This is a genomic window from Rhodococcus sp. NCIMB 12038 (genome assembly GCF_002165735.1).
Taxonomy (GTDB): domain Bacteria; phylum Actinomycetota; class Actinomycetes; order Mycobacteriales; family Mycobacteriaceae; genus Rhodococcus_F.
The window spans coordinates 222,239-243,480 of the sequence record NZ_NHML01000010.1 but is presented as its reverse complement, the minus strand read 5'-3'; the positions used below and the strand labels follow the sequence as shown (position 1 = coordinate 243,480).

The following is a 21,242-nucleotide window of genomic DNA, read 5'->3' as shown; positions in this document are numbered from 1 at the left end:
CACTCGATGCGCGCACCGGGCCTTTCGGCTGTTCGGGGGCTGTGCCACGAAGCACTATTGCAAATAGGTATATGCCTATTTATAGTAAGTGTCGCCAGTCACACAGCGCGGCGCCGCACCGAGCAACGCCGCTACGGAGGTCCCCATGACGACGACACTCAGCCCCACCCCCACCGCCGGCCTCGATCGCGCCGCCCTTCTCCTCGACGCCTTCGACGGCCCGGGCAGGCTCACGCTCGCGCAGATCGTGCGCCGCACGGGGCTTCCGCGATCCTCCGCGCACCGGATGCTCGAGCGTCTCGTCCAGCTGCGGTGGCTCCGCCGGGAGGGCCGGGACTACGAACTCGGCATGCGGCTGTTCGAACTCGGGTCCCTCGCCGTGCACCAGGACCGCCTGCACCGGGCCGCGCTGCCCTTCCTGCATGAACTGCACCGCCTCACCGGGCACGCCGTGCACCTCGCGGTGCTGGAGGGGATCGACGTCGTCTACCTGGAGAAGATCGCCGGACGGTTCGGCGTCGGGCTGCCGTCCCGCGTCGGCGGCCGCCAGCCCGCGCACTGCACGAGCGTCGGCAAGGTGCTGCTGGCCCACGCACCCGAATCCGTGGTCGACCGTGTCGTCGAGGCCGGTCTGCCGCGCAGCACACGATTCAGCATCGACTCACCGGCCGCGTTCCGCGCCGAACTGCAGAAGACCCGCGAACGCGGGGCGGCATACGACCGCGAAGAGGATCTCGTGGGCGTCAGCTGCGTCGCGGTGCCCGTGGGCACCGACGACAACGTCGTGGCCGCCATCTCCGTGTGCGGTCCGAGCAGTCAGATCAAGCTCGATCACCGTCTGACCGCGCCGATTCGCATGTCCGCCAAGGGCACCTGGCGCAACTACATGTCGACCGCGACCCCCGCCGGCGGCCGCGCCGACCGGTACTCCGCCTGAGACGGGACCGAGGAGCGCAGATGCCGCTGGACGAGCAGGCCGAGACCATCCTCCGGGGACTCAACGAGAACTTTCCCCGGGTCGAGACCATGACCGGCGCCCAGGCTCGGGCGGCGACGAAGGCGGGACGCAAGGCCGTCGCCGACCCCGAGCCGGTCGGTGAGGTGCGCGACCGAGAGATCCCCGGTGGGTCCGGATCGATTGCGGTACGGATCTATTCGCCCGCCGGGACCTCCGCCGGACCCTGCCCCGTCGTCGTCTTCTTCCACGGCGGCGGGTTCGTGATCTGCGACCTCGACAGCCACGACGGCTTCTGTCGCGCGATGTGCAACGGGATCGGCGCCGTCGTCGTCTCCGTCGACTACCGCCTGGCCCCGGAATCGCCGTGGCCGGCCGCGGCGGACGACGCCTACGCCGCGACGTGCTGGGTGGCGCAGCATGCGCCCGAGTTCGGCGGCGATCCGGACCGTCTGCTCGTCGCCGGTGACAGCAGCGGGGGCAACCTCGCGGCCGTCGCGGCGCTGATGTCCCGGGATCGGGGCGGTCCCGCCGTCGCCGGACAGGTGCTGATCTACCCGGTCGTGGAACCGGACTTCGACACCGAGTCCTACGTGGAGTTCGCGGAAGACCACTTTCTCACCCGCGCTGCGATGCAATGGTATTGGGACCAGTACCTGCCTGCCCACCGCGAGACGGTGCCCACCTACGCGGCCCCGGTCCGGGCCGAAGACCTCGGCGGTCTCCCGCCCGCGGTCGTGATCACCGCCGAACGCGACCCGCTCCGATACGAGGGGGAGAAGTACGCCGCGGCGCTTGCCGACGCCGGCGTTCCCGTGCAGCTCGAGCGGGTCCCGGGAATGTTCCACGGCTTCCTGACGATCGACGCGATGACCGCGGCGCAGCGGGTGCGGGAACAGCTGTGGCCGCAGCTTCGGAATCTGGTGGCCGAACGGGTGCACACCCCGTCCGACTAGGTCTCGGTCTCGTCGCCCGAATCCTGCGCCGCCTTCATGGCGGCCTGGTACTCCTGCTGCGCCGCCCGGGAACGCCGGATCGAATGCGATCCGGTCGGTTTCGGCACACCGGGATGTTCCGGCGTCCCTTCGCCGTGCATCCGCTCGACGGCCTCGTCGATGTCGGCGAGCATCTGCTTCGCGAGTTCGCTCTCGGCGGCGTAGTAGCGCTCGGACCATTTGTTGACCATGTGCGCGAACGCCCACTCGGGTTCGACGGCGGAATCGCGGGCGTCGAGCGCGGCCTGCCTGCTCATCCCCTCCACATACGAGATGTGTTCTTCGAGAGCCTCTTTGAGCTGCTCCGGCTCCGTCAGGTGGCCGAGCCACATGCGCAGCATCACCCCGTGCTTGAGGACGGGCGGATCGATCGGCGCCTCCCGCGCCCAGCTGCGCATGACGGCCATACCGGCGTCGGTGATCTTGTACAGCCGCTTGGGTTTCACCCGCGCCTCGTCGTCGACGACGGTCCGCGACGTCACGTATCCCAGGTCTTCCAGCTTCTTCAGCTCCGAGTACACCTGACTGAACGACGGGCTCCAGTAGAAGAAACGCACACTGTACGAGGCCCATTTCTTGAGGTCGTAGCCGGACAGTTCCTCGCCGAACGACAGGATGCCGAGTACCGGCCAGCTCGTGGATCGGAGGCCGGCGAACCCGGAGCTCTGGGTGGGGTCGGACGAAGGCATTTCCCGAGCCTATCAACCGTGCGCCGCCGGCCGGTCGGCGCGAAACCCTGCCGCTGGGCGGGACGGGGCATTTCCCGCCCGCACGTGCCGCGGCCACGCTGAACGCAACCCGTCGATCCGAGGAGACACGATGACCCGAACCGAAGAACCCGCGCCGCCGGTGGTGCGCCGCATCGACCCCGCCGACCTCAAGTCGGTGCTCGGGCACTTCTGCACCGGCGTCACGGTGATCACCGCGCACGACGGCGAGACCCCGCACGGCTTCACGTGCCAGTCTTTCGTGTCGCTGTCGCTGGACCCGCCGTACGTGTCGTTCAGCCCCGCACGGACGTCGACCAGCTGGCCACGGCTGCGGGCGAGCGAGCACGTGTGCATCAACGTCCTCGCCCACGACCAGCGGGACGTGTGCGGGGCGTTCGCGACGAGCGGCGCCGACAAGTTCGCCGGCGTCGGGTGGTCGCACGCCGGCAACGGCGCCCCCGCGCTGGACGGAGTGCTGGCCCGGGTGCAGGCGACCGTCGAATTCGAGCACGACGCCGGCGACCACACCATCGTCGTCGCGCGCGTGACCGGACTGGACGTGCTGCGGGACGTGCCGCCGCTCCTGGTGTACCGCGGCGGGCTCGGCATCTTCACCGCCGCCACGTAGCCGATCCTTCTCCCGCTCGGCGTCGGTGCCGTTGTCTCCCGCTCCGCGTCGGTTCCGCCGTCTCCCGCTCCGCGGGAAGGGCTGTGGGAAAGAGCAATTGACACCGGCAGGATGTGATCGAGACCACTTCGGAAGGTGTGCACGATGAGCGTAGACGAGCAGAACTGGGACCGGGAGGTCGATCTCCTGGTGATCGGCAGCGGTGCGGGCGGCATGACCGCCGCCCTCGCCGGGGCCGAGCGGGGACTCGACACCCTCGTCGTCGAAAAGTCCGGCGTGTACGGCGGTTCGACGGCGCTGTCGGGCGGCGCCCTGTGGATTCCCAACTCGCCGATCCTCGTCCGTGAAGGCCGCGCCGACGACCCCGCCGACGTCCGGAAGTACCTGGAGTCGATCGTAGGCGACAGTGTGCCCGGCGAACGCCTCGACGCGTACATCGAGCAGGGCCCGGCGATGATGCGGTTCTTCGAACAGCACTGCCCGCATCTCCGCTTCTCCTGGTGCGAGGACTATTCCGACTATCACCCCGAGAACGTGGGCGGACGGTCGAAGGGGCGGACGGTCGAACCGCTGCCGTTCGACATGAACCAACTCGGCGCCGACGGCGAACAGCAGCGCCCGAACTCCCTCGCCATGCCGGGCGGGCTCTACATGACGTCCACCGAGTTCCGGCACCTCAACATGTTCTTCCGCACCTGGGCCGGCCGCAGGACCGCACTCGGTGTCGGCTGGCGTTCGGTGGTCGCGATGGTGCGGCGCAGGCGGATGGAGACCCTCGGGCAGGCCCTCGTCGGCCGGCTGCGGCTCAGTCTCCAGGAAGCCGGCGTCCCGCTGTGGCTGAACTCCCCGCTGAAGAGGCTGATCACGGACGAGTCCGGGGCCGTCACGGGCGCGGTCGTCGAGTCAGGAGAGCGGGAGTTGCGCATCCGCGCCCGCCGCGGCGTCATGATGGCCACCGGCGGATTCGAGCAGAGCGAGGAGATGCGGAAGCGGTACCTCCGGGAGGGCGGCAAGGACAACTACAGCGCCGGATCGCCCGACAACACCGGCGACGGAATCGTGGCCGGCGAGCAGGTCGGTGCCGCCGTCGACCTGATGGACGACGCCTGGTGGATGCCGTCGTTCCGGCGCCCGGACGGCATCATGCACGTCCTGGTGTCGGAGCGGTCGATCCCGCCGTCGCTGATCGTCGACCAAAACGGCAAGCGGTTCACCAACGAGGCGTCCCCGTACGTGTCGTTCGTCCACGACCAGATCGCCGGCGGGCACGATCCGGTGTGGTTCGTGTTCGACTCGAAGGCCAAGAGTCGTTACCAATTCGGTGGTGTGATGCCCGGGCAGAAGTTCCCGGCCGAATGGTTCTCCACGGGACTGATGCTGCGCGCGGAGACCCTCGGCGAACTGGCGCAGAAGATGAGCGTGCCCGCCGACGCGCTGTCCGCCGAGATCACCCGGTTCAACGGGTTCGCCCGGGCAGGAGTCGACGCCGACTTCGGTCGCGGCGACAGCGCGTACGACCGGTACTACGGCGACCCGGGGCTGCCCAACCCGACCCTGGACGAGGTGGATAAGGCCCCGTACTACGCGGTGCGGATGGAGGCAGGCGACCTCGGCACCAAGGGCGGACTCGTGTGCAACGAGCACAGCCAGGTACTGACCGGCAGCGGCGAACCGATCCCCGGGCTGTACGCCACCGGAAACACGTCGGCGTCCGTGATGGGCAACGACTACGCGGGCGCCGGCGCGACGATCGGCCCCGCCATGGTGTTCGGCTGGGTCGGTGCACGGCACGCGGCAGCCACTGCAGAGGCGGTGAGCTGAGTGCTTCCCGTCGAATGCCGGCGCTGCGGTAACGCGGTGCTCGTGGAGAAATACAGCGAGGCGCACACGAGCGTGCAGTGGCTGGGTGACGCCGAGCAGACCTGCCCGGAGTTCGCGCTGCGTGCGCAGGAGGGGGAGCACTCGATGTTCGTCCCCACCTGCGGCGCACTGCGCCGATCGATCGACGACGCGGTGGAGGACGGGCGGGTGGGGCTCTCCCTGCGCAGCTACCCGACCCCCGGCCGCCTGGACTAGAGGGGACAACCGATGTCACGGATGGCAGGCAAGGTCGCCTTCATCACCGGTGCCGGAAACGGCATGGGACGCAGTCATGCGGTCCGGCTCGCGGAGGAGGGCGCCGACGTCGTCACCGTCGACCTTCCTTCGGCCGCAACCGATCTCGACGAAACCCGAAGGCTGGTGGTCGAACTCGGCCGCCGGGCGGTCGTGGCCCACGCCGACGTGCGGGACCCGTCGGCGCTGCGGGCGGCCGTCGACGCCGGAGTCGCCGAACTGGGGCCCCTCGACGTCGTCGTCGCGAACGCCGGTGTCTGCGACAACCCCGGCCCGGCCTGGACGATCGACGACGAGATCTGGAACCGGTCGCTGGACGTCAACCTCACCGGCGTCTGGAACACGGCGACCGCCGCGGTCCCGGCGATGCGCGACGGCGGCGGATCCGTCGTGATCGTCAGTTCGACCGCAGGCATCAAGGCGGTGGCCGGGGCCGCCCACTATTCGGCGTCCAAGACCGCCGTGGTCGGGTTGGCCCGGACCCTCGCCAACGAACTCGGACCGCAGTTCATCCGGGTCAACGTGCTGCACCCCGGTGCCGTCGGCACCCGCATGACCTTGAACCCGGAGACGATGGCACGGCTGCGGCCGGACCTCGAGAACCCCACCCGCGACGACGTCGTCCCCGTCCTCGCGGCCAACCACGTCCTGCCAGTTCCGTGGCTGGACTCGCGGGACGTCAGCAATGCGCTGCTGTTCCTCGCCTCGGACGAATCGCGATACATCACCGGCACACAACTCGTGGTCGACGCCGGACTGACCCAGAAGGTGTAGAGATGACAGGTCGAGTGAACGGAAGAGTCGTCCTGGTCACCGGTGCCGCGCGCGGGATCGGCCGGGCGCAGGCACTGCGGTTCGCGCAGGAGGGCGCGGACGTCGTGGCCGTCGACCTGTGCGGGCCGGTCGGCACGGTGGTGACGCCCCCGGCGAGCCCGGAGGATCTCGAGGTGACCGCGAAACTGGTCCGGGACACGGGCCGCCGGATCGTGACGGCGCAGGTGGACGTACGCGACGGAACGGCGCTCGCCGACGCGGTGACGGCCGCGGCCGGGGAACTGGGCGGGCTGGACTTCGTGTGCGCCACGGCGGGCATCACGTCCTCGGGTGCTGCGCTCGAACTCGATGTGCAGACGTGGCAGACGATGCTCGACGTCAATCTGACGGGGGTGTGGCAGACGTGCAAGGCGGCGGCCCCGCACCTGATCGAGCGGGGCGGCGGGGCGATGATCCTGACGAGTTCCATCGCCGGTCTGCGCGGACTCGTCGGCGTCGCGCACTACACCGCGGCCAAGCACGGCGTGGTGGGCCTGATGCGGTCGCTGGCCAAGGAACTCGCGCCGCACCGGGTGCGGGTCAACAGCGTGCATCCCACCAACGTGGACACGGACATGATCCAGAACGACATGGTGCGGCGGGCGTTCCGGCCCGACCTCGAGCACCCCACCCGGGAGGAGTTCGCGGCGGCCGCGGTGACGATGAACATGCTGCCGATTCCGTGGATCGAACCGGTAGACGTGGCCAACGCCGCGCTGTTCCTGGCCTCGGACGAGGCGCGGTACATCACGGCGGTCGCTCTGCCGGTCGACGCGGGCAGCGTCAGTAGATAGCAAATCCCCGAGTCCGCCCCGACACCTGCCGATCCGTGGTAGAACAGGTGTCAGTTTTGGGGGCGGACGAAGGGTGAATGCCGTGGATCTCGAGGCCGTCGTCGCGATCAGTAGGCTCAAGTACACGTATCTGCGGGCCCTGGACACGAAAAGCTGGGACGAGTTCGCCGACGCCCTCCTTCCCGACGCGACCGCGAACTACGGCGAGCATCTCGCGTTCGAGTCGCGGGACGCGCTGGTCGAGTTCATGAAGTCGAATCTGGGGCCGCAGACCATCACCGAGCATCACTGCGGCCACCCGGAGATCGACGTCGACGGCGACACGGCGACAGGGCGGTGGTTCCTGTCCGACACCGTGCTGATCCCGGAACACGACATGGTGCTGCGCGGGGCGGCATTCTACTCCGACCGCTACGTCCGCGGGCCGGACGGGCAATGGCGGATCGCCCACACCGGCTACGAACGCACATATGAGGCGGTGATGTCGCTGGCCGACATTCCCAGCTTCCGGCTGACGGCCAACCGGTGGGCAGCCGACACGGAATCAGCGAGAGGGGACGCGTGATGGGGACGCTGGACGGCAAGGTCGCGCTGATCACCGGCGCCGGTCAGGGCGTGGGTGCCGGGATGGCGTTCGCGCTGGCCAAGGAGGGTGCGCGGATCGCGGTGGTCGGGCGCACGGAGGCGAAACTCGTCGACACGTGCGCCGCCATCGCCGACTTCGGCGGCGTGGCCGAGCCGATCGTCTGCGACGTCAGCAAACGCGATCAGCTGGGTCCGATGGTCGACCGCGTCGTGGAGGTCTTCGGCGGGATCGACATCCTGGTCAACAATGCGAACGCGAGCGCGCTCGGACCGCTCCTGGAGATCACTCCGAAGCTTCTCGACCGCGCGATGGCCGTCGGACCGGTGGCCACCCTGTTCCTCATGCAGCTGTGCTACCCGCAGCTCAAGGCGCGCGGCGGCGGCTCGATCATCAATCTCGTCAGCTCGTCGGCGGTGCGCTGGGACACGAGCGGCTACGGGCTGTACGCGGCCACCAAGGAGGCGATGCGTTCGCTCACCCGGACCGCGGCCAGCGAATGGGGTCCGGACGGCATCCGCGTCAACGCGATTGCGCCGCACGCACTGTCCCCGGGCCTGAAGTGGTGGACGGAGACCAATCCGGAGGAGGCCGCGGAGTTCGTGAAGTCGATTCCGCTCGGCCGGATCGGTGATTGCGAACGTGACATCGGGCGCGCCGTCGTGTTCCTCGTGGGTCCCGACGCCGGTTACCTGTCGGGGGCCACCATCCCGCTGGACGGCGGTCAGGCGCGTTGGAGCTGATCGCGCGCGATTGCCCCGCGCTTGCTCATTTCCCTCCTATCCGGTAGGAATTGCTTCGTGCATACGACTCACCTGGTGCGACGCCTGACCGTCGACCTGTGCCGTACGTGCGCCAACATCTGTTGTTGCTGATGGCCCCGGCGCGCGTACCGCGTGCTGTCCACTCCTCGGTAGCCTCCGGCATCCGGTAATTCCTCACGCATCCTCTGCGTTCGCAGGTCCGGGCCGGTCCTCCCGTACCCAGGCACGACCCACCTTTCGCGGAAAGACATCATGAGCACTGCATTCGAAACCAGGACTGCGTCGCTGACGCTCGACAAGTTCGGCCCGTCGTTCGGGGCCGAGATCATCGGACTGGACGTCGCGTCCGCCACCGACGCCGAGGTGGCCGCGATCCGGTCGGCGTTGACCGAGCACAAGGTGCTGGTCCTGCGGGGTCAGTCGCTCGACGACTCGGGCCACATCGAGTTCGGTCGCCGGCTCGGCCGGCTGACCGCGGGCCACCCCGTCCACGACAGCGGCAACGTCGCCCGGGAGGTGTACGCGCTCGACAGCCAGGACAACGGTTTCGCCGACGTGTGGCACACCGACGTCACGTTCATGAAGCGGCCGCCGCTCGGGTCGATCCTCCGTCCCGTCGTCCTCCCACCGCACGGCGGCGACACCAACTGGGCCGACAGCCAACTGGCGTACGAGTCGCTGTCGCTGCCGATCCGGCAGATGATCGACCAGTTGACCGCGGTCCACGACGGCAACCGCGAATTCGGGTACTACCTCGCGCAGAAGCGCGGCGGCAAGGGAAACATCTGGGACGGTGAGGAAGTCACGGCACTCGTGCCCGTCGAGCATCCCGTCGTGCGGGTGCACCCGGAGACGGGCCGCAAGGGCATCTTCGTGAACCCGGGCTTCACGTCCCACATCGCCGGAGTGTCCGAGGCGGAGAGCCGGGGCATCCTCGACTTCCTGTACGCCCACCTCACCAAACCGGAGCACGTGGTGCGGCACCGCTGGCGTCTCGGCGACCTCGTGCTGTGGGACAACCGGAGCACCGCGCACTACGCCAACCGCGACTACGGAACCCAGCACCGCGTCATGCACCGCATCACGCTGGAAGGCGATGTGCCGGTGGGCCCGCAGTAGGGCAACGTGCGCATTCACCGGGCGGGCGGTGTCCGCAGCGACTAGCGTCACGATCCGTGACCCCGGCATCGGACATCTCACGACGCAAGTTCCTCGCCTCCGCCGCAGCGGCAGGCGGCGCCGCATTCCTCAGTTCGTGGGCGGGCCCGGTGATCGACCGGGCGTACGCGCAGGATCCGGGTGGCAGCGGGTCGCTCAGCGACATCGAGCACTTCGTCTACCTCATGCAGGAGAACCGCTCGTTCGACCACTACTACGGCACGCTGTCCGGGGTGCGCGGGTTCGACGACCCGTCACCGGCGTGGCAGCAGTACGGCTGGACGCCGGGCGCCGGGCCCACCCCGACCGGGTTCCTCAACCCATTCCGGCTCGACACCACGCAGGGCACACACCTCGACGGCGAGTGCATCAACGACCCCACCCATGCGTGGGGTCCGCAGCACGACGCGTGGAACGGCGGCGCGATGGACCGGTGGATGCCGGTGCACATCGCGCACGAGGGGCCGCTCAACGGTCCCGCCACGATGGGCTACTACACGCGAGCCGACATTCCCGTGCACTACGACCTCGCCGACGCCTTCACGATCTGCGACCACTACTTCTGCTCGGTGCTCGGGCCGACGGACCCGAACCGGCTGTACTGGATGACGGGAACCATCGACCCGGACGGGCTGGCGGGCGGTCCGCTCGTCGAGACACCGACGGTGATCCCGAGGTTCGCCTACTCCTGGCGCACCTATCCGGAGAACCTGCAGGAGGCCGGCGTCAGCTGGAAGGTGTACGCCAACAAGGACCTCGGACCGGTGTCGAGTGTCGCGCTCGACGGGATGCTCGGCTGCTTCACGCAGTACAGCGACCCGAATTCGGAACTCGCCCACCGCGGCCTCGATCCGACGTACCCGAACGACTTCCGCGCCGATGTCGCGAACGACACCCTGCCCGCGGTGTCCTGGATCGTCCCCAACATCTTCACGTGCGAGCACCCGGCGCTGCCCCCGGCCGCGGGCGCGGTCGGGATCGTCGAGGTGCTCGACATCCTCACGTCCAACCCGGCGATCTGGGAGAAGACGGCGCTGATCATCAGTTACGACGAGAACGGCGGCTTCTTCGACCACGTCACCCCGCCCACACCGCCGCCGGGCACGCCGGGCGAGTACCTGACGGTCCCGTTGAACACGGTGTCGGAGAGCGAGAACAATCCGGGTCCGATCGGCCTCGGTTTCCGGGTGCCGTCGCTGATCATCTCCCCGTACAGCCGCGGCGGACTCGTCGCGTCCGACACGTTCGACCACACGTCGCAACTGAGACTGCTCGAGAAGCGGTTCGGTGTTCCCGTCCCCAACCTCACCGATTGGCGTCGCGGCGCGGTCGGCGACATGACGTCCGCGTTCGACTTCTCGTCGGCACCGAACGCCGGCGTTCCCGCGATGACCGATCCCGGGCCACGCCTGCAGGCGGCGATCGCCCAGTGCGGGCCCAACGTGGCCGCGGGAACGCTCAACGCCGGTGCGCCCTACCCGGTTCCGCCGAATCAGATGCCGGTGCAGGAACCGTCGCCGCTGCGGCGTCGGCCCAGCGGGCTGATCGTGTAGCGACCCGCGTTCAGAGGCGGACGTCGACCGTCTCTTCGTCGGAAGTCGTGGGATCCGGCGCCTCGTCGGTGACCTGGCGGGTCCGCTGACGGTAGATCCCGATTCCGACCACGACGGCGGCGAGTCCCATTGAGACGTACATCTGACTCCTGGTCTCCGGCAGCACGAGCATGCCGATGCAGAGCACGATGATGGCGGCGATGGTGCACCACGTCAGATATGGGAACAGCCACATCTTCAGCGTGAGGTCCTTGCCCTCCGCCTCGAGGCGGCGCCGCATGCGCAGCTGCGACACCGAGATCGCCAGCCACACGAACAGGGCGATCGCGCCCGACGAGTTGACGAGGAACAGGAACACGGTGTCCGGGTACAGGAAGTTCAGACCCACGGTCAAAAATCCGACGACCGTCGAGACGAGCACGGCCTGGCGCGGAACGCCCGACGACCCGATCTTCGCCAGCGAGGCCGGGGCGTCGCCGCGACGGGAGAGCGAGAAGATCATGCGGCTCGCCGTGTACAGGCCGGAGTTCAGGCAGGACAGCACGGACGTGAGCACGACGACGTCCATGATGTTGCCTGCCGCCGGGATGCCGAACGAGTCCATGACCGCGACGTACGGGCTCAGCGCGACGGAGGCGTCGTCCCAGGGGAGAAGCGTCACGACGATGGCGATCGACCCGATGTAGAAGATGAGGATGCGCCACACGACGGACCGCACGGCGTTGCGCACCGCGGCGACGGGGTTCGCGGATTCACCGGCCGCGATGGTGGCGATCTCGGCGCCGAAGAAGGAGAACACGACCACGAGCACTGCCGCAAACACGGCACCGGCCCCGTTGGGGAAGAACCCGCCGTGCCCGGTGAGGTTGGTGAGTCCGGGTGCTTCGACACCGGGCAGGAACCCGCAGATCGCGAGGATGCCGAGCCCCAGGAAGATGACGATCGCCGCGACCTTGATCGACGCGAACCAGAACTCGAACTCGCCGAACGACTTCACGGACGCGATGTTCGTCAGCGTGAGCAGCACCATCAGGATCAGTGCCCAACTCCACTGCGGGACGTCGGGGACCCAGCGGTTCATGATGACGGCGCCCGCCGTCGCCTCGATGCCGAGGACGATGATCCAGAACCACGCGTAGAGCCAGCCGATGCTGAATCCCGCCCAGCGGCCGATCGCCTGGTCCGCGTACGCGGAGAACGAACCGGTCTCGGGGTTGGCGGTCGACATCTCGCCGAGCATGCGCATCACGAGGATGACGACGATGCCGGCGAGTGCGTAGGCGACCAGAACGCCGGGGCCCGTCTCGCGGATCGCGACCCCGGAGCCCACGAAGAGGCCTGCTCCGATCACCCCCGCGATAGCGATCATCGAGAGGTGCCGCTTCTTCAGCGTGTGCTGAAGCTGTGGATCGGTGGTTCCTGACATGGAGAAATCCCTTCGGCGCTACTCCGGATGTGATGTGCGTCGCTGATTCGAGAAAGTGTGGACGAGTCAGTGCGGCCGCGGAACTGCCGATTCGGTGAATTTCGGGCGGGTGGGATAGACGAAACGGCAGTACCCACGCATCTGCGCGGCCTTGACAACGCGGAAACGCTATGGCTACCGTCACATTATTCAATCAGCGGACACGCGTTCGGCATACGAACGGCTAGGTCCGGCACCAACCTGGACGGGACATCGGAATGAGCGATCACGCCTTCACCCCGGCGGCCGAGAAGCAGGCGCGCAGAGCAGCGCTGAGCAGCTTCGTCGGCGCGGTCATCGATTGGTACGACTTCCTGCTCTACGGCCTGGTAGCGGCACTGGTCTTCAACTCGGAGTTCTTCCCGAACGTCAGCCCGGCGATCGGAACGCTCGCCGCGTTCGCGACGTTCGGCGTCGGATTCCTGTTCCGCCCGCTCGGCGGCGTGGTGTTCGGCCACTACGGCGACCGCATCGGACGCAAGCGGATGCTGATCCTCACCGTGCTGATCATGGGCACGAGCACGGCCCTGATCGGATTGTTGCCGTCCTTCGCGTCGATCGGCTGGTGGGCGCCGGCCCTGCTCGTCGCGTTGCGCGCCATCCAAGGCTTCGCCGTCGGTGGCGAGTGGGGTGGGGCCGCGCTGATGGCCGTCGAGAGTGCGCCGCCGAAGAAGAAGGCGTTCTACAGCAGCGGCGTGCAGGTCGGATACTCGGTCGGACTCATCCTCGCCACCGGATTCGTCATGCTCATGAGCAACCTGACCACCGAGGACGCGTTCAGCCAGTGGGGTTGGCGTGTTCCGTTCATCGCCAGCGTCGTCCTGGTCGGAATCGGTCTGTGGATCCGCGCCGGAGTCCAGGAGAGCCCCGATTTCGTCGAGAAGGTAGAGAAGGTCGAAGAGGCGAACCCGGAGGAGAAGAAGCGGATCCCGCTCGTCGAGGCACTGCGCAACCACCCGAAGGCGTTCCTCCAGATCATCGGCCTGCGTTTCGCCGAACTGTTCTCCATGTACATCGTGACCACGTTCGCGCTCAGCTACTCCACCCAGGAACTGGGGATGGAGCGCAACTTCATGCTCAACGTCGGTCTGCTCGTCGGCGCCGTCGGCATCGGCACCATCCCGCTGTTCGCCTGGCTGTCCGACAAGCACGGCCGTCGCCGCGTCTACATCCTCGGCGCACTGATCGGCGCGGTGTGCGCGTTCCCGTTCTTCATCTTCCTCGAGCACGGATCGATGATCGGCACCGTCATCCTGGCCGTGCTCCTCGTCAACATCTCGCACGACATGGTCGTCAGCGTGCAGCAGCCGCTGTTCACCGAGATGTTCGGGGCGGAATACCGGTACAGCGGTGCAGGCGTCGGATACCAGGTGGCCAGCGCGATCGGCGGCGGCTTCACCCCGTTCATCGCAGCGGCCCTGGTCACCGCGAGCGGCGGGTCCTGGCACCTCGTGGCCGTGTACCTGGCAGGCGGCTGCGTCGTCAGCGCCCTGATCGCGTGGCGACTTCAACCCGATTCGAGTGCCGACGCGGCGGACGCCGCCACGGCCGCGAAGCTCGAGAACGCGCACTGAGCCGGTAGACGAGGAGGCGACGGTCATGGCAGCACAGTCGGTGCTCTGCGGACTCATCGGAGACGGGATCGACGGTTCGTTCTCGCCCGCACTGCACGAGGCCGAAGGGCACGCGCAGGGCATGAACTACGTGTACCGCCTCCTCGACCTCGAGCGTCTGCACGGAGCGGCCGCCACCGTCGAGGGCATCATCGACCTCGCACGGCAGTGGGGGTTCGACGGGCTCAACGTCACCCACCCCTACAAGCAGCAGGTGATGGCGTACCTCGACGAATTGTCGCCGGACGCAGCCCGACTCGAGGCCGTCAACACCGTCGTGTTCACCGGGGGCAGGGCCGTCGGACACAACACGGACTGGACCGGATTCGGCAGCAGCCTGGGCCGCGAACTGCCGAGTGCGAGCCTCGACCGGGTCGTGCAGATCGGGGCCGGCGGCGCCGGGGTCGCCGTCGCCTACTCGGCGCTCACCCGGGGCGCCGGGCACCTCACCGTGACCGATGTCGACCTCGACCGTGCCGAACACTGCCGGGACACGATGCGAAAACTGTTTCCCGGCAGTGTCGTCGACGCGGTCCCGGCATCGGAGATCGCCGGGCCGCTCGCGGAGGCGTCCGGTCTGATCAACGCCACCCCCATCGGCATGGTCGGATTCCCCGGCACCCCCGTCCCCGTGGAACTGCTGCGCCCCGACCTGTGGGTCGCCGACGTGGTCTACCGGCCGATCGAGACGCCACTGATCCGGGCGGCCCGCGCGCTCGGTGCACCCACCCTCGGCGGCGCAGGCATGAACGTCTTCCAGGCCGCCGACGCGTTCCAGCTGTTCACCGGTGTCACACCGGATTTCGAGCGCATGTACGCGCACGTGCTGACGCTCGTCGAGCAGCAGTCCCTGCGCGCCGCGTAGGCGGTCAGCCCAACGACAGGTCGGAACCGATCCGCTCCGCCGTCGCGACGAGTTTCGGCACGACCGTCGCCTCGACGTCGTCGCGCGTGTACTGCGTGCCCTGCAGCGAGGAGTTGAGGGCGGCGACGACGGCGCCCGTCCGGTCGCGGATGGGAACGGCCGCACCGCGGATGCCGACCTCCAGTTCGTTCTCCGACATCGACCAGCCGTCCGCGGCGACCTCCCCGACCGCGGTGCGCAGTTGGTCGGCGTCCGAGATCGTCTGCGGGGTGAACGACTGGAACGTGGTGGTCTTCAGGTAGTCGTCGAAGGCGTCGGCCGACAGACCCGCCAGCAGCACCCGCCCCGTGGACGTCGCGTACGCGGGGAAGCGCATGCCCACTGTGATGGAGATGCGGATGATCCGGGGTGAGCGGACCCGCGCCACGTACACCACGTCGGGGCCGTCGAGGATGGTGACGGAGATGGTCTCGCCCAGTTCCTTCGCGAGAGCCTCGATGTGCGGATCGGCGACCTGCGGCAGTCGCAGCGCGGCGAGATACGAGAAACCGAACCGCAGCACCCGGGGTGTGAGCGAGAAGTTGCGGCCGTCGAGACGCAGGAAACCCTTGTCCACCAAAGTGAGCAGAATGCGGCGCGCCGTGGAGCGGGTGATCCCGACGCTCTGCGCCACCTCACTGAGGGTGCGCTCCCGGTGCTCCTCGTCGAAGCATTCGAGGACGCTCAGACCGCGGTCCAGGGACTCGAGGAAGTACCGTTCACCCGATGCCGGCTGCTCGGCCACCTCAGCAGCCACCTGTTTCGCACACGCCGTCATGGTACCGGTCTACAGACCGGTCTCCGCGGGAAGCCGCCCCGACTTCACCGCCGCCCGCAGCGCGTCGTGATCCTTCTCGGACTGGTCCGCATACAGGCGGGCCCAGGCGGTGATCGCCAGGTCGAACGTGTCCCCGTTGCCGAGATATCCGGCGACGAACGCTGATCCGGGGCTTTGACTGTGCGCGCGGGCGAGCATCGTCCCGCACAGTGCCGCATACCTCACCGACTGCGCCGGTTCCAGGGTCTGCAGGTCGACGGACCCCTTCATGTCGCGGAACTGCCGCAGGTAGAAGTCGCGCCGGTGTCCGTCGTCGCCCTCGACGTCGCGAACCCACCCCAGAAACGGGTCGGACTGCGCCTGGAGAATTCGCTGCGCGCCGACGACGCGGGAGCCCTGGCCCTTCTCCGCGACCGCGCGAATGATCGAGTCCGGTGCGGTCGCGACCTTCCCGTGCGTCTCCAGAACCGACCGCGGTGCCTCCTTGGCCTGCAGGAAGAGCGGCTCGCCTGCCGGTCCCTGCAACAGCAGCAACCAGCAGCGGGTTCCGACGCTGCCCACACCCACGATGCGCATCGCGTAATCGACCACCTCGTACTGCGTCAGCAACAGTCGAACGTCCGCGCGCAGGGTGTCGAGATACAAGCGGTACAACTCGGTGATGCGGTCCAGGTCGTATTTCGTCGAATGTCGGATGACGGGGAACTGGTCGACGATGTACGGCTTGCCGTCCGCTTCCATGGTGGTCAGCTTCCGGAGGACCTGGTCGGATGTCCGCTTGCGGGCCTTCTCGGTGACCGCCCGGATCTGTTGCTGCTGCGCGCCCGCGTCGTGCTCGAGGACGTCCGTCTCCTCCTGGAAGTAGTACCGCTCCGTGGCGGTCAGCCGGAACAGTGTCCTCAGGGTGTTGCGGTACGAGCGGACGGCGGCGCCCGTGGCGTCGGCGCACTGCGGCTCGGTGTACGAGTTGGCGCGCCCGTGGATCCAGACGCTCGCGGCGAGCCGGCGCACATCCCACTCCCACGGTGCCGGATATGCCTCGTCGAAGTCGTTGAGGTCGAACAGCATCCGGCGTTCCGGTGAGGCGAACAGCCCGAAGTTCGCGAGGTGCGCGTCGCCCGAGGCGATGACCTGACACCCGGTGACCGGTGAGTCGGCGAGATCGTGCGCCATCATCGCGGCCGACCCGCGGTACAGCGCGAACGGTGACTCGAGCATCCGTCCGACCCGGATCGGCACGAGGGACTGCAGCCGGGTGGTGTTCTGCTCTTCGATCACCGCCACCGGGTCGCGCTCCGGAAGGGCGAATGCGCCCTGCGCTTTGCGGGAAAGCGATTCGCGTGCGGCCTTACCGGCCGAACGTCGGGCATCGATCACCGTGGTCCTACCGGCTCGGGAAGACGTGGCCATGGTTCGAGTCTAGGCACCGGCCGCCGCCTGCTGCGCAATATTCGAGGGCGAGGGCTGCCGGCCGTCACCTCCCCATGTGAGTGGCATTGCGTGCTCGAAGACACTTTGCCACTCACCTGGGGGAGTATGGACAGGGTGAGGTCGCGTGACGGGAGGACATCCATGGGACAGCGACTTTGCGCGGCCACCGCGGCACTGGTGGTCGTCGCGTGCGCGGCCTGCCAGTCCGAGGGGAGTTCGGCGCAGGTGTCGCCGACCGGCGCGGCCGCCGCGCCGTCCGCAGGCGAGCCGGCCGTGGTCGCGTCCGATCTCGACGTGCCGTGGGGGATAGCGTTTCTGCCGGACGGGACGGCGCTGATCGCGGAACGGGACAGCGGCGCCATCCGGCACCTGCAGGCGGACGGGAGCACCACCGTGATCGGCGAGGTGCCCGGTGTGTCGGCGCAGGGCGAATCGGGACTGCTGGGCCTGGCCGTCTCGCCCGACTACGCGACGGATCGGACGATCTACGCATACCTGACCACCGGCGACGACAACCGGGTGGTCTCCCTCAGCTTCGACGGTCGTGGCCTCGGCGAGCCGGCCCCGATCCTCACTGGCATCCCCGCCGGATCGATCCACGACGGCGGCCGCATCGCGTTCGGCCCGGACGGCAAGCTGTACGTCGCCACCGGTGAAGCCGGCGACCGGCCGCGCGCCCAGGACCCGTCCTCGCTCGGCGGCAAGATCCTGCGCATCGACCCCGATGGATCGATCCCGGCCGACAATCCGACTCCCGGATCACCCGTGTGGTCGCTCGGGCACCGCAACGTGCAGGGCCTCGCGTGGGACGCCGCCGGCAGGCTGTGGGCCACCGAGTTCGGCGCGAACACCTGGGACGAGCTGAACCTGATCGAACCCGGCGGCAACTACGGATGGCCGGAGGTCGAGGGACGGGCAGGCGAGGCGGGCTTCGTCGACCCGGTGATCCAATGGTCCACCGGCGAGGCGTCCCCGTCCGGTCTCGCCTTCCACGACGGCGCGCTGTGGGTCGCGGCGCTGCGCGGCGAACGACTGTGGCGGATCCCGGTCGGCGCAGACGGTGCGCTCGGTGAACCGCAGTCGCTGTTCGAGGGCGAATACGGGCGGCTGCGGACCGTCGTCGCGACACCGGACGGCGCCGTCTGGTTCAGCACCAGCAACCGCGACGGCCGCGGCGATCCGGGGGAGTCCGACGACCAGATACTAGAGATCTCGTGAGTACTTCTTAACCGCCGGCGGTTAACAAGTACTCACGGGGGCGGTCACGTCCAGGGCTGGACCGGCGGCGTGACCCACATGATCTTCTCGTCGCGGTGCGCCGGGGTGGCGGCGGGATGGTCGGGGTGGCGCTGCGCCCAGTCCGTCTTCTGCTCGAGCAGTTCGACGACGGTGAGCCAGGTTTCCATGGTGCTCGGCGGGTTGGACCCGGCCGCCCGGGCGAGTTTGCGCAGCGTGCTGTCGGTGAGGTCGAGCAGTTCCTGACCGCTGATCCCGCGATCCCACACGTACCGTGCGAGTCCCATCGCCTTCTCGCGTCGCCGCTTCGCCGCGCCCTCGGTGTGCGCGAAGTCGACTTCCTGAGGTTCCATCGTCTTCCCTTCTCGTGCGCATCTCCACGGTAGGGCACCCGCACGGCGACCGGTATCGTGGGAGGACGATTCTCGCAGCAGACGCGAGTGGGCGGCGCGAGCAGTAGGGACGACGGACGATGGGCAGGCAGCGCGGCGGTCGGGCTGCCCGGACATCCGACGGGGGTCCGGTGCCCGGCGTGTACCCGATCGACACGGGGACGTGCGAACTCGCCGTGGACAACGTCAACCCGCACGGCTGGGTGCTGAAGGTGAACGGCGTCGAGAGTTCGCACATCGACCTGTCGGACCCCACGTATCTCGATTTCGAGTACATGCGGTGGATCGCCGAACTGGTCGCCTCACACTGGAGCACGGATCGGCGGGTGCGTGCCCTGCACCTCGGGGGCGGCGCCTGCTCGCTCGCCCGACATCTCGCCGCCCGCTATCCGGACGCCCGGCAGGTGGTGGTCGAACTCGACGGCAAGCTTGCCGAACTGGTCCGCGACTGGTTCGACCTGCCGCGGGCCCCGCTGCTGCGACTGCGGGTGGGGGAGGCGCGGGCGGTCACCGAGACGTTGACGGAGTCGAGCCGCGACCTGATCGTTCGCGACGTGTTCGCCGGCAACACGACTCCGGCATCGTTGACGACGACGGAGTTCACCGGGCACGTGCGGCGGGTGCTGGCACCCGGCGGGATCTACGTGGTGAACTGCGGCGACACCCGCGACCTCGTCCTCGCACGCCGGGAGGCGGCGACCATCGGCAGCGTGTTCCCGCACACGACGGTGATCGCCGATCCCGCGATGCTGAAGGGCCGCCGGTACGGCAACATCGTGATCGCGGGCAGCGACGTGCCGATCGGCGACGACCCCGCCCTCGTCCGCACACTGCTGGGCGGCGGTGTGCCCGCGCATGTGTGGGACGACGGGCAGGTGCGGACGTTCGCCGGGGCGGCGCGGGTGCTGCGCGACGCGGAGTCCGGCAGTTAGACGAGCACCCAGATCAGCGAGGCCATCGCGAAGCCGACGATCGAGAGGATGGTTTCGAGCACCGTCCACGTCTTCAGGGTGTCTTTCACCGACATGTTGAAATACCGTGACACGATCCAGAATCCGCCGTCGTTGACGTGGCTGGCGATGATGGATCCGGCCGACACGGCGATGACGATCAGGGCGATCTGCGCGGAGGTGTAGTTCCCCGCGGCGATGGACGGTTCGATGACGCCTGCGGTGGTGACGATGGCGACGGTCGCCGAACCCTGGGCGATGCGCAGTGCACAGCTGATCAGGTACGCGGACAGGATGACCGGAAGCCCGAGGGCGTCCATCGAATCGGCGAGGGCCTGCCCGACTCCGGTGGCGCGCAGGACCGCACCGAAGAACGCGCCTGCGCCGACGACGAGCAGGATCATGCCGACCGGTTTCAGTGCGGCCGCGGACATGCCGCCGATCTCCTGCGCGGAGATTCCGCGGCGGATGCCGAGCAGGTACAGCGCCAGCAGGACGGCGATGGTCAACGCGATCGTGGGGGTGCCGAGGAAGATCAGGACCGACAGGGCGGTGCCCTCGTCGAGCACCACGTTGCCGACCGTCGCGCCGAGGATCAGCACCATCGGCACGAGGATGATGAACGAGATCAGCCAGAGCGGCGGCCGGTTCCTGTCCGCTTCCTTCTCCTCCGGGTTGAACTCGTCCGGCTCCTCCGGGATGAACTCGTCCGGCACCTCGATGATCACGCGCTTGCCGATCCAGGTACCCCAGACGACGCCACTGACGAACCAGGCGGGGATACCGCACGCGAGACCCATGATGATGATCCAGCCCATGTCGACGTGCAGCAGACCGGCCGCGGCGACGGGGCCCGGGTGCGGGGGCAGGAACGCGTGCGTCATGGACAGGCCGGCGAGCATCGGCATCGCGTACATCACCAGCGACTTGCCGCCGCGCTTGGCCGCCACGTACACGAGCGGGGCGAGGATGAAGATGCCGATGTCGAAGAAGACGGGGATGCCGAGCACGAGACCGGTGACACCCATCGCCAGCGGTGCGCCCTTGGGCCCGAACAACTTCAGCAGACGCTCGGTCAGCACGTCGGCGCCGCCCGAGCGTTCCATCATCGCGCCGAGGACGGTGCCGAGGCCGATGATCGGGGTGATGTGCCCCAGGATCCCGCCGAAGCCCTTCTCCAGTATGGAGTCGGCCGCCGACGTCGGGGTGCCGACCAGTTCGACCACCGACACTCCCGCGATCAGAGCGACGCCGACGCCGACGACGATCAGGGCGATGAACGGCTCGAGCTTGAGTTTGATGATGAGGACCAGCAGCACGGCGATGGATATCGCTGCAAGAGTGAGGAGTCCGGCTGTGTCGTGCTGCAGCCAGTCGACGAACGACGTCATTGCGTCTCCAGGGA

The 21,242-nt window shown here is 68.3% G+C and carries 21 protein-coding genes; 15 read left to right on the top strand and 6 right to left on the bottom strand.

The window, feature by feature from the left end:
* Positions 1 to 145: 145 nt before the first annotated feature.
* Together CA951_RS17510 and CA951_RS17505 are read left to right on the top strand one after the other, a co-directional pair.
* Entirely contained in the window at positions 146 to 937 is a 792-nt protein-coding gene (locus CA951_RS17510; RefSeq protein WP_087558042.1) for an IclR family transcriptional regulator, read from the top strand.
* Between the two features lie 20 nt (positions 938 to 957).
* The gene (locus tag CA951_RS17505; protein ID WP_087558041.1) at positions 958 to 1,911 is read left to right on the top strand and encodes an alpha/beta hydrolase; all 954 of its coding nucleotides are present in this window, start codon (positions 958 to 960) and stop codon (positions 1,909 to 1,911) included.
* Here CA951_RS17505 and CA951_RS17500 read toward each other — a convergent pair.
* Positions 1,908 to 2,639 (bottom strand): PadR family transcriptional regulator, encoded by a 732-nt coding sequence (locus CA951_RS17500; RefSeq protein ID WP_087558040.1) that lies wholly within the window; start codon positions 2,637 to 2,639, stop codon positions 1,908 to 1,910. The genes CA951_RS17505 and CA951_RS17500 overlap by 4 nt on opposite strands.
* 130 nt (positions 2,640 to 2,769) lie before the next feature.
* Here CA951_RS17500 and CA951_RS17495 point away from each other — a divergent pair, with 130 nt between their 5' ends.
* From CA951_RS17495 to CA951_RS17455, 9 genes are all read left to right on the top strand, one after another.
* A complete protein-coding gene (locus tag CA951_RS17495; protein ID WP_087558039.1) occupies positions 2,770 to 3,288 on the top strand; it encodes a flavin reductase family protein in 519 nt (172 codons plus the stop codon).
* 144 nt (positions 3,289 to 3,432) lie between these two features.
* Positions 3,433 to 5,109, top strand: coding sequence for an FAD-binding protein (locus CA951_RS17490; protein ID WP_087558038.1), 1,677 nt, complete (start codon positions 3,433 to 3,435; stop codon positions 5,107 to 5,109).
* A complete protein-coding gene (locus tag CA951_RS17485; protein ID WP_087558037.1) occupies positions 5,110 to 5,364 on the top strand; it encodes a hypothetical protein in 255 nt (84 codons plus the stop codon).
* Between the two features lie 12 nt (positions 5,365 to 5,376).
* Positions 5,377 to 6,177 carry a mycofactocin-coupled SDR family oxidoreductase gene (locus CA951_RS17480; RefSeq protein WP_087558036.1) on the top strand — a complete coding sequence of 267 codons (801 nt, stop codon included), beginning with the start codon at positions 5,377 to 5,379 and terminating at the stop codon, positions 6,175 to 6,177.
* A 2-nt stretch (positions 6,178 to 6,179) separates the two neighbouring features.
* Entirely contained in the window at positions 6,180 to 7,010 is an 831-nt protein-coding gene (locus CA951_RS17475) for a mycofactocin-coupled SDR family oxidoreductase (RefSeq protein WP_087558035.1), read from the top strand.
* Between the two features lie 82 nt (positions 7,011 to 7,092).
* Positions 7,093 to 7,575, top strand: a complete 483-nt coding sequence (locus CA951_RS17470) for a nuclear transport factor 2 family protein (protein WP_087558034.1) — start codon at positions 7,093 to 7,095, stop codon at positions 7,573 to 7,575.
* Positions 7,575 to 8,336: an SDR family NAD(P)-dependent oxidoreductase gene (locus CA951_RS17465; protein ID WP_087558033.1), complete on the top strand. Its 762-nt coding sequence runs from the start codon at positions 7,575 to 7,577 to the stop codon at positions 8,334 to 8,336. Before CA951_RS17470 ends, CA951_RS17465 begins: the two co-directional genes overlap by 1 nt.
* Positions 8,337 to 8,609: 273 nt before the next feature.
* A complete protein-coding gene (locus CA951_RS17460) occupies positions 8,610 to 9,476 on the top strand; it encodes a TauD/TfdA family dioxygenase (RefSeq protein ID WP_087558032.1) in 867 nt (288 codons plus the stop codon).
* A gap of 56 nt (positions 9,477 to 9,532) precedes the next feature.
* A complete protein-coding gene (locus tag CA951_RS17455) occupies positions 9,533 to 11,068 on the top strand; it encodes a phospholipase C (protein ID WP_087558031.1) in 1,536 nt (511 codons plus the stop codon).
* A gap of 10 nt (positions 11,069 to 11,078) precedes the next feature.
* Here the strand turns inward: CA951_RS17455 and CA951_RS17450 are convergent, their stop codons facing one another.
* Positions 11,079 to 12,494, bottom strand: a complete 1,416-nt coding sequence (locus tag CA951_RS17450) for an amino acid permease (protein ID WP_087558030.1) — start codon at positions 12,492 to 12,494, stop codon at positions 11,079 to 11,081.
* 257 nt (positions 12,495 to 12,751) lie between these two features.
* On the opposite strand from CA951_RS17450, the gene shiA reads away from it, so the two are divergent.
* Together shiA and CA951_RS17440 are read left to right on the top strand one after the other, a co-directional pair.
* A complete protein-coding gene (gene shiA / locus CA951_RS17445; protein WP_087558029.1) occupies positions 12,752 to 14,107 on the top strand; it encodes a shikimate transporter in 1,356 nt (451 codons plus the stop codon).
* Positions 14,108 to 14,132: 25 nt separating this feature from the next.
* Entirely contained in the window at positions 14,133 to 15,011 is an 879-nt protein-coding gene (locus tag CA951_RS17440; RefSeq protein WP_087558028.1) for a shikimate dehydrogenase, read from the top strand.
* Between the two features lie 4 nt (positions 15,012 to 15,015).
* On the opposite strand, the gene CA951_RS17435 is transcribed toward CA951_RS17440, so the two are convergent.
* Together CA951_RS17435 and CA951_RS17430 are read right to left on the bottom strand one after the other, a co-directional pair.
* The gene (locus CA951_RS17435; protein ID WP_373413909.1) at positions 15,016 to 15,828 is read right to left on the bottom strand and encodes an IclR family transcriptional regulator C-terminal domain-containing protein; all 813 of its coding nucleotides are present in this window, start codon (positions 15,826 to 15,828) and stop codon (positions 15,016 to 15,018) included.
* A 9-nt stretch (positions 15,829 to 15,837) separates the two neighbouring features.
* Positions 15,838 to 17,238, bottom strand: a complete 1,401-nt coding sequence (locus tag CA951_RS17430) for a DUF2252 domain-containing protein (protein WP_179220224.1) — start codon at positions 17,236 to 17,238, stop codon at positions 15,838 to 15,840.
* Between the two features lie 162 nt (positions 17,239 to 17,400).
* Between CA951_RS17430 and CA951_RS17425 the strand changes: the two genes are divergently transcribed.
* Positions 17,401 to 18,477, top strand: coding sequence for a sorbosone dehydrogenase family protein (locus CA951_RS17425; protein ID WP_087558026.1), 1,077 nt, complete (start codon positions 17,401 to 17,403; stop codon positions 18,475 to 18,477).
* Between the two features lie 44 nt (positions 18,478 to 18,521).
* Here CA951_RS17425 and CA951_RS17420 read toward each other — a convergent pair whose 3' ends face one another.
* Positions 18,522 to 18,848, bottom strand: a complete 327-nt coding sequence (locus tag CA951_RS17420; protein ID WP_087558025.1) for a hypothetical protein — start codon at positions 18,846 to 18,848, stop codon at positions 18,522 to 18,524.
* Between the two features lie 119 nt (positions 18,849 to 18,967).
* Between CA951_RS17420 and CA951_RS17415 the strand changes: the two genes are divergently transcribed.
* Positions 18,968 to 19,819, top strand: a complete 852-nt coding sequence (locus tag CA951_RS17415) for a spermidine synthase (protein ID WP_087558024.1) — start codon at positions 18,968 to 18,970, stop codon at positions 19,817 to 19,819.
* Here the strand turns inward: CA951_RS17415 and CA951_RS17410 are convergent.
* Entirely contained in the window at positions 19,816 to 21,228 is a 1,413-nt protein-coding gene (locus tag CA951_RS17410) for a GntP family permease (protein WP_087558023.1), read from the bottom strand. The two genes, CA951_RS17415 and CA951_RS17410, sit on opposite strands and share 4 nt — an antisense overlap.
* Positions 21,229 to 21,242: the final 14 nt, after the last annotated feature.

Bases quoted from the DNA above. Each gene is read 5' to 3' on its own strand.
- CA951_RS17435 (WP_373413909.1), bottom strand. From the start codon at position 15,828: ATGACGGCGTGTGCGAAACAGGTGGCTGCTGAGGTGGCCGAGCAGCCG.
- CA951_RS17490 (WP_087558038.1), top strand. From the start codon at position 3,433: ATGAGCGTAGACGAGCAGAACTGGGACCGGGAGGTCGATCTCCTGGTG.
- CA951_RS17465 (WP_087558033.1), top strand. From the start codon at position 7,575: ATGGGGACGCTGGACGGCAAGGTCGCGCTGATCACCGGCGCCGGTCAG.
- CA951_RS17505 (WP_087558041.1), top strand. From the start codon at position 958: ATGCCGCTGGACGAGCAGGCCGAGACCATCCTCCGGGGACTCAACGAG.
- CA951_RS17500 (WP_087558040.1), bottom strand. From the start codon at position 2,639: ATGCCTTCGTCCGACCCCACCCAGAGCTCCGGGTTCGCCGGCCTCCGA.
- CA951_RS17460 (WP_087558032.1), top strand. From the start codon at position 8,610: ATGAGCACTGCATTCGAAACCAGGACTGCGTCGCTGACGCTCGACAAG.
- CA951_RS17415 (WP_087558024.1), top strand. From the start codon at position 18,968: ATGGGCAGGCAGCGCGGCGGTCGGGCTGCCCGGACATCCGACGGGGGT.
- CA951_RS17420 (WP_087558025.1), bottom strand. From the start codon at position 18,848: ATGGAACCTCAGGAAGTCGACTTCGCGCACACCGAGGGCGCGGCGAAG.
- CA951_RS17480 (WP_087558036.1), top strand. From the start codon at position 5,377: ATGTCACGGATGGCAGGCAAGGTCGCCTTCATCACCGGTGCCGGAAAC.
- CA951_RS17450 (WP_087558030.1), bottom strand. From the start codon at position 12,494: ATGTCAGGAACCACCGATCCACAGCTTCAGCACACGCTGAAGAAGCGG.
- CA951_RS17495 (WP_087558039.1), top strand. From the start codon at position 2,770: ATGACCCGAACCGAAGAACCCGCGCCGCCGGTGGTGCGCCGCATCGAC.
- CA951_RS17410 (WP_087558023.1), bottom strand. From the start codon at position 21,228: ATGACGTCGTTCGTCGACTGGCTGCAGCACGACACAGCCGGACTCCTC.
- CA951_RS17475 (WP_087558035.1), top strand. From the start codon at position 6,180: ATGACAGGTCGAGTGAACGGAAGAGTCGTCCTGGTCACCGGTGCCGCG.
- CA951_RS17425 (WP_087558026.1), top strand. From the start codon at position 17,401: ATGGGACAGCGACTTTGCGCGGCCACCGCGGCACTGGTGGTCGTCGCG.
- shiA (WP_087558029.1), top strand. From the start codon at position 12,752: ATGAGCGATCACGCCTTCACCCCGGCGGCCGAGAAGCAGGCGCGCAGA.
- CA951_RS17440 (WP_087558028.1), top strand. From the start codon at position 14,133: ATGGCAGCACAGTCGGTGCTCTGCGGACTCATCGGAGACGGGATCGAC.
- CA951_RS17430 (WP_179220224.1), bottom strand. From the start codon at position 17,238: ATGGCCACGTCTTCCCGAGCCGGTAGGACCACGGTGATCGATGCCCGA.
- CA951_RS17510 (WP_087558042.1), top strand. From the start codon at position 146: ATGACGACGACACTCAGCCCCACCCCCACCGCCGGCCTCGATCGCGCC.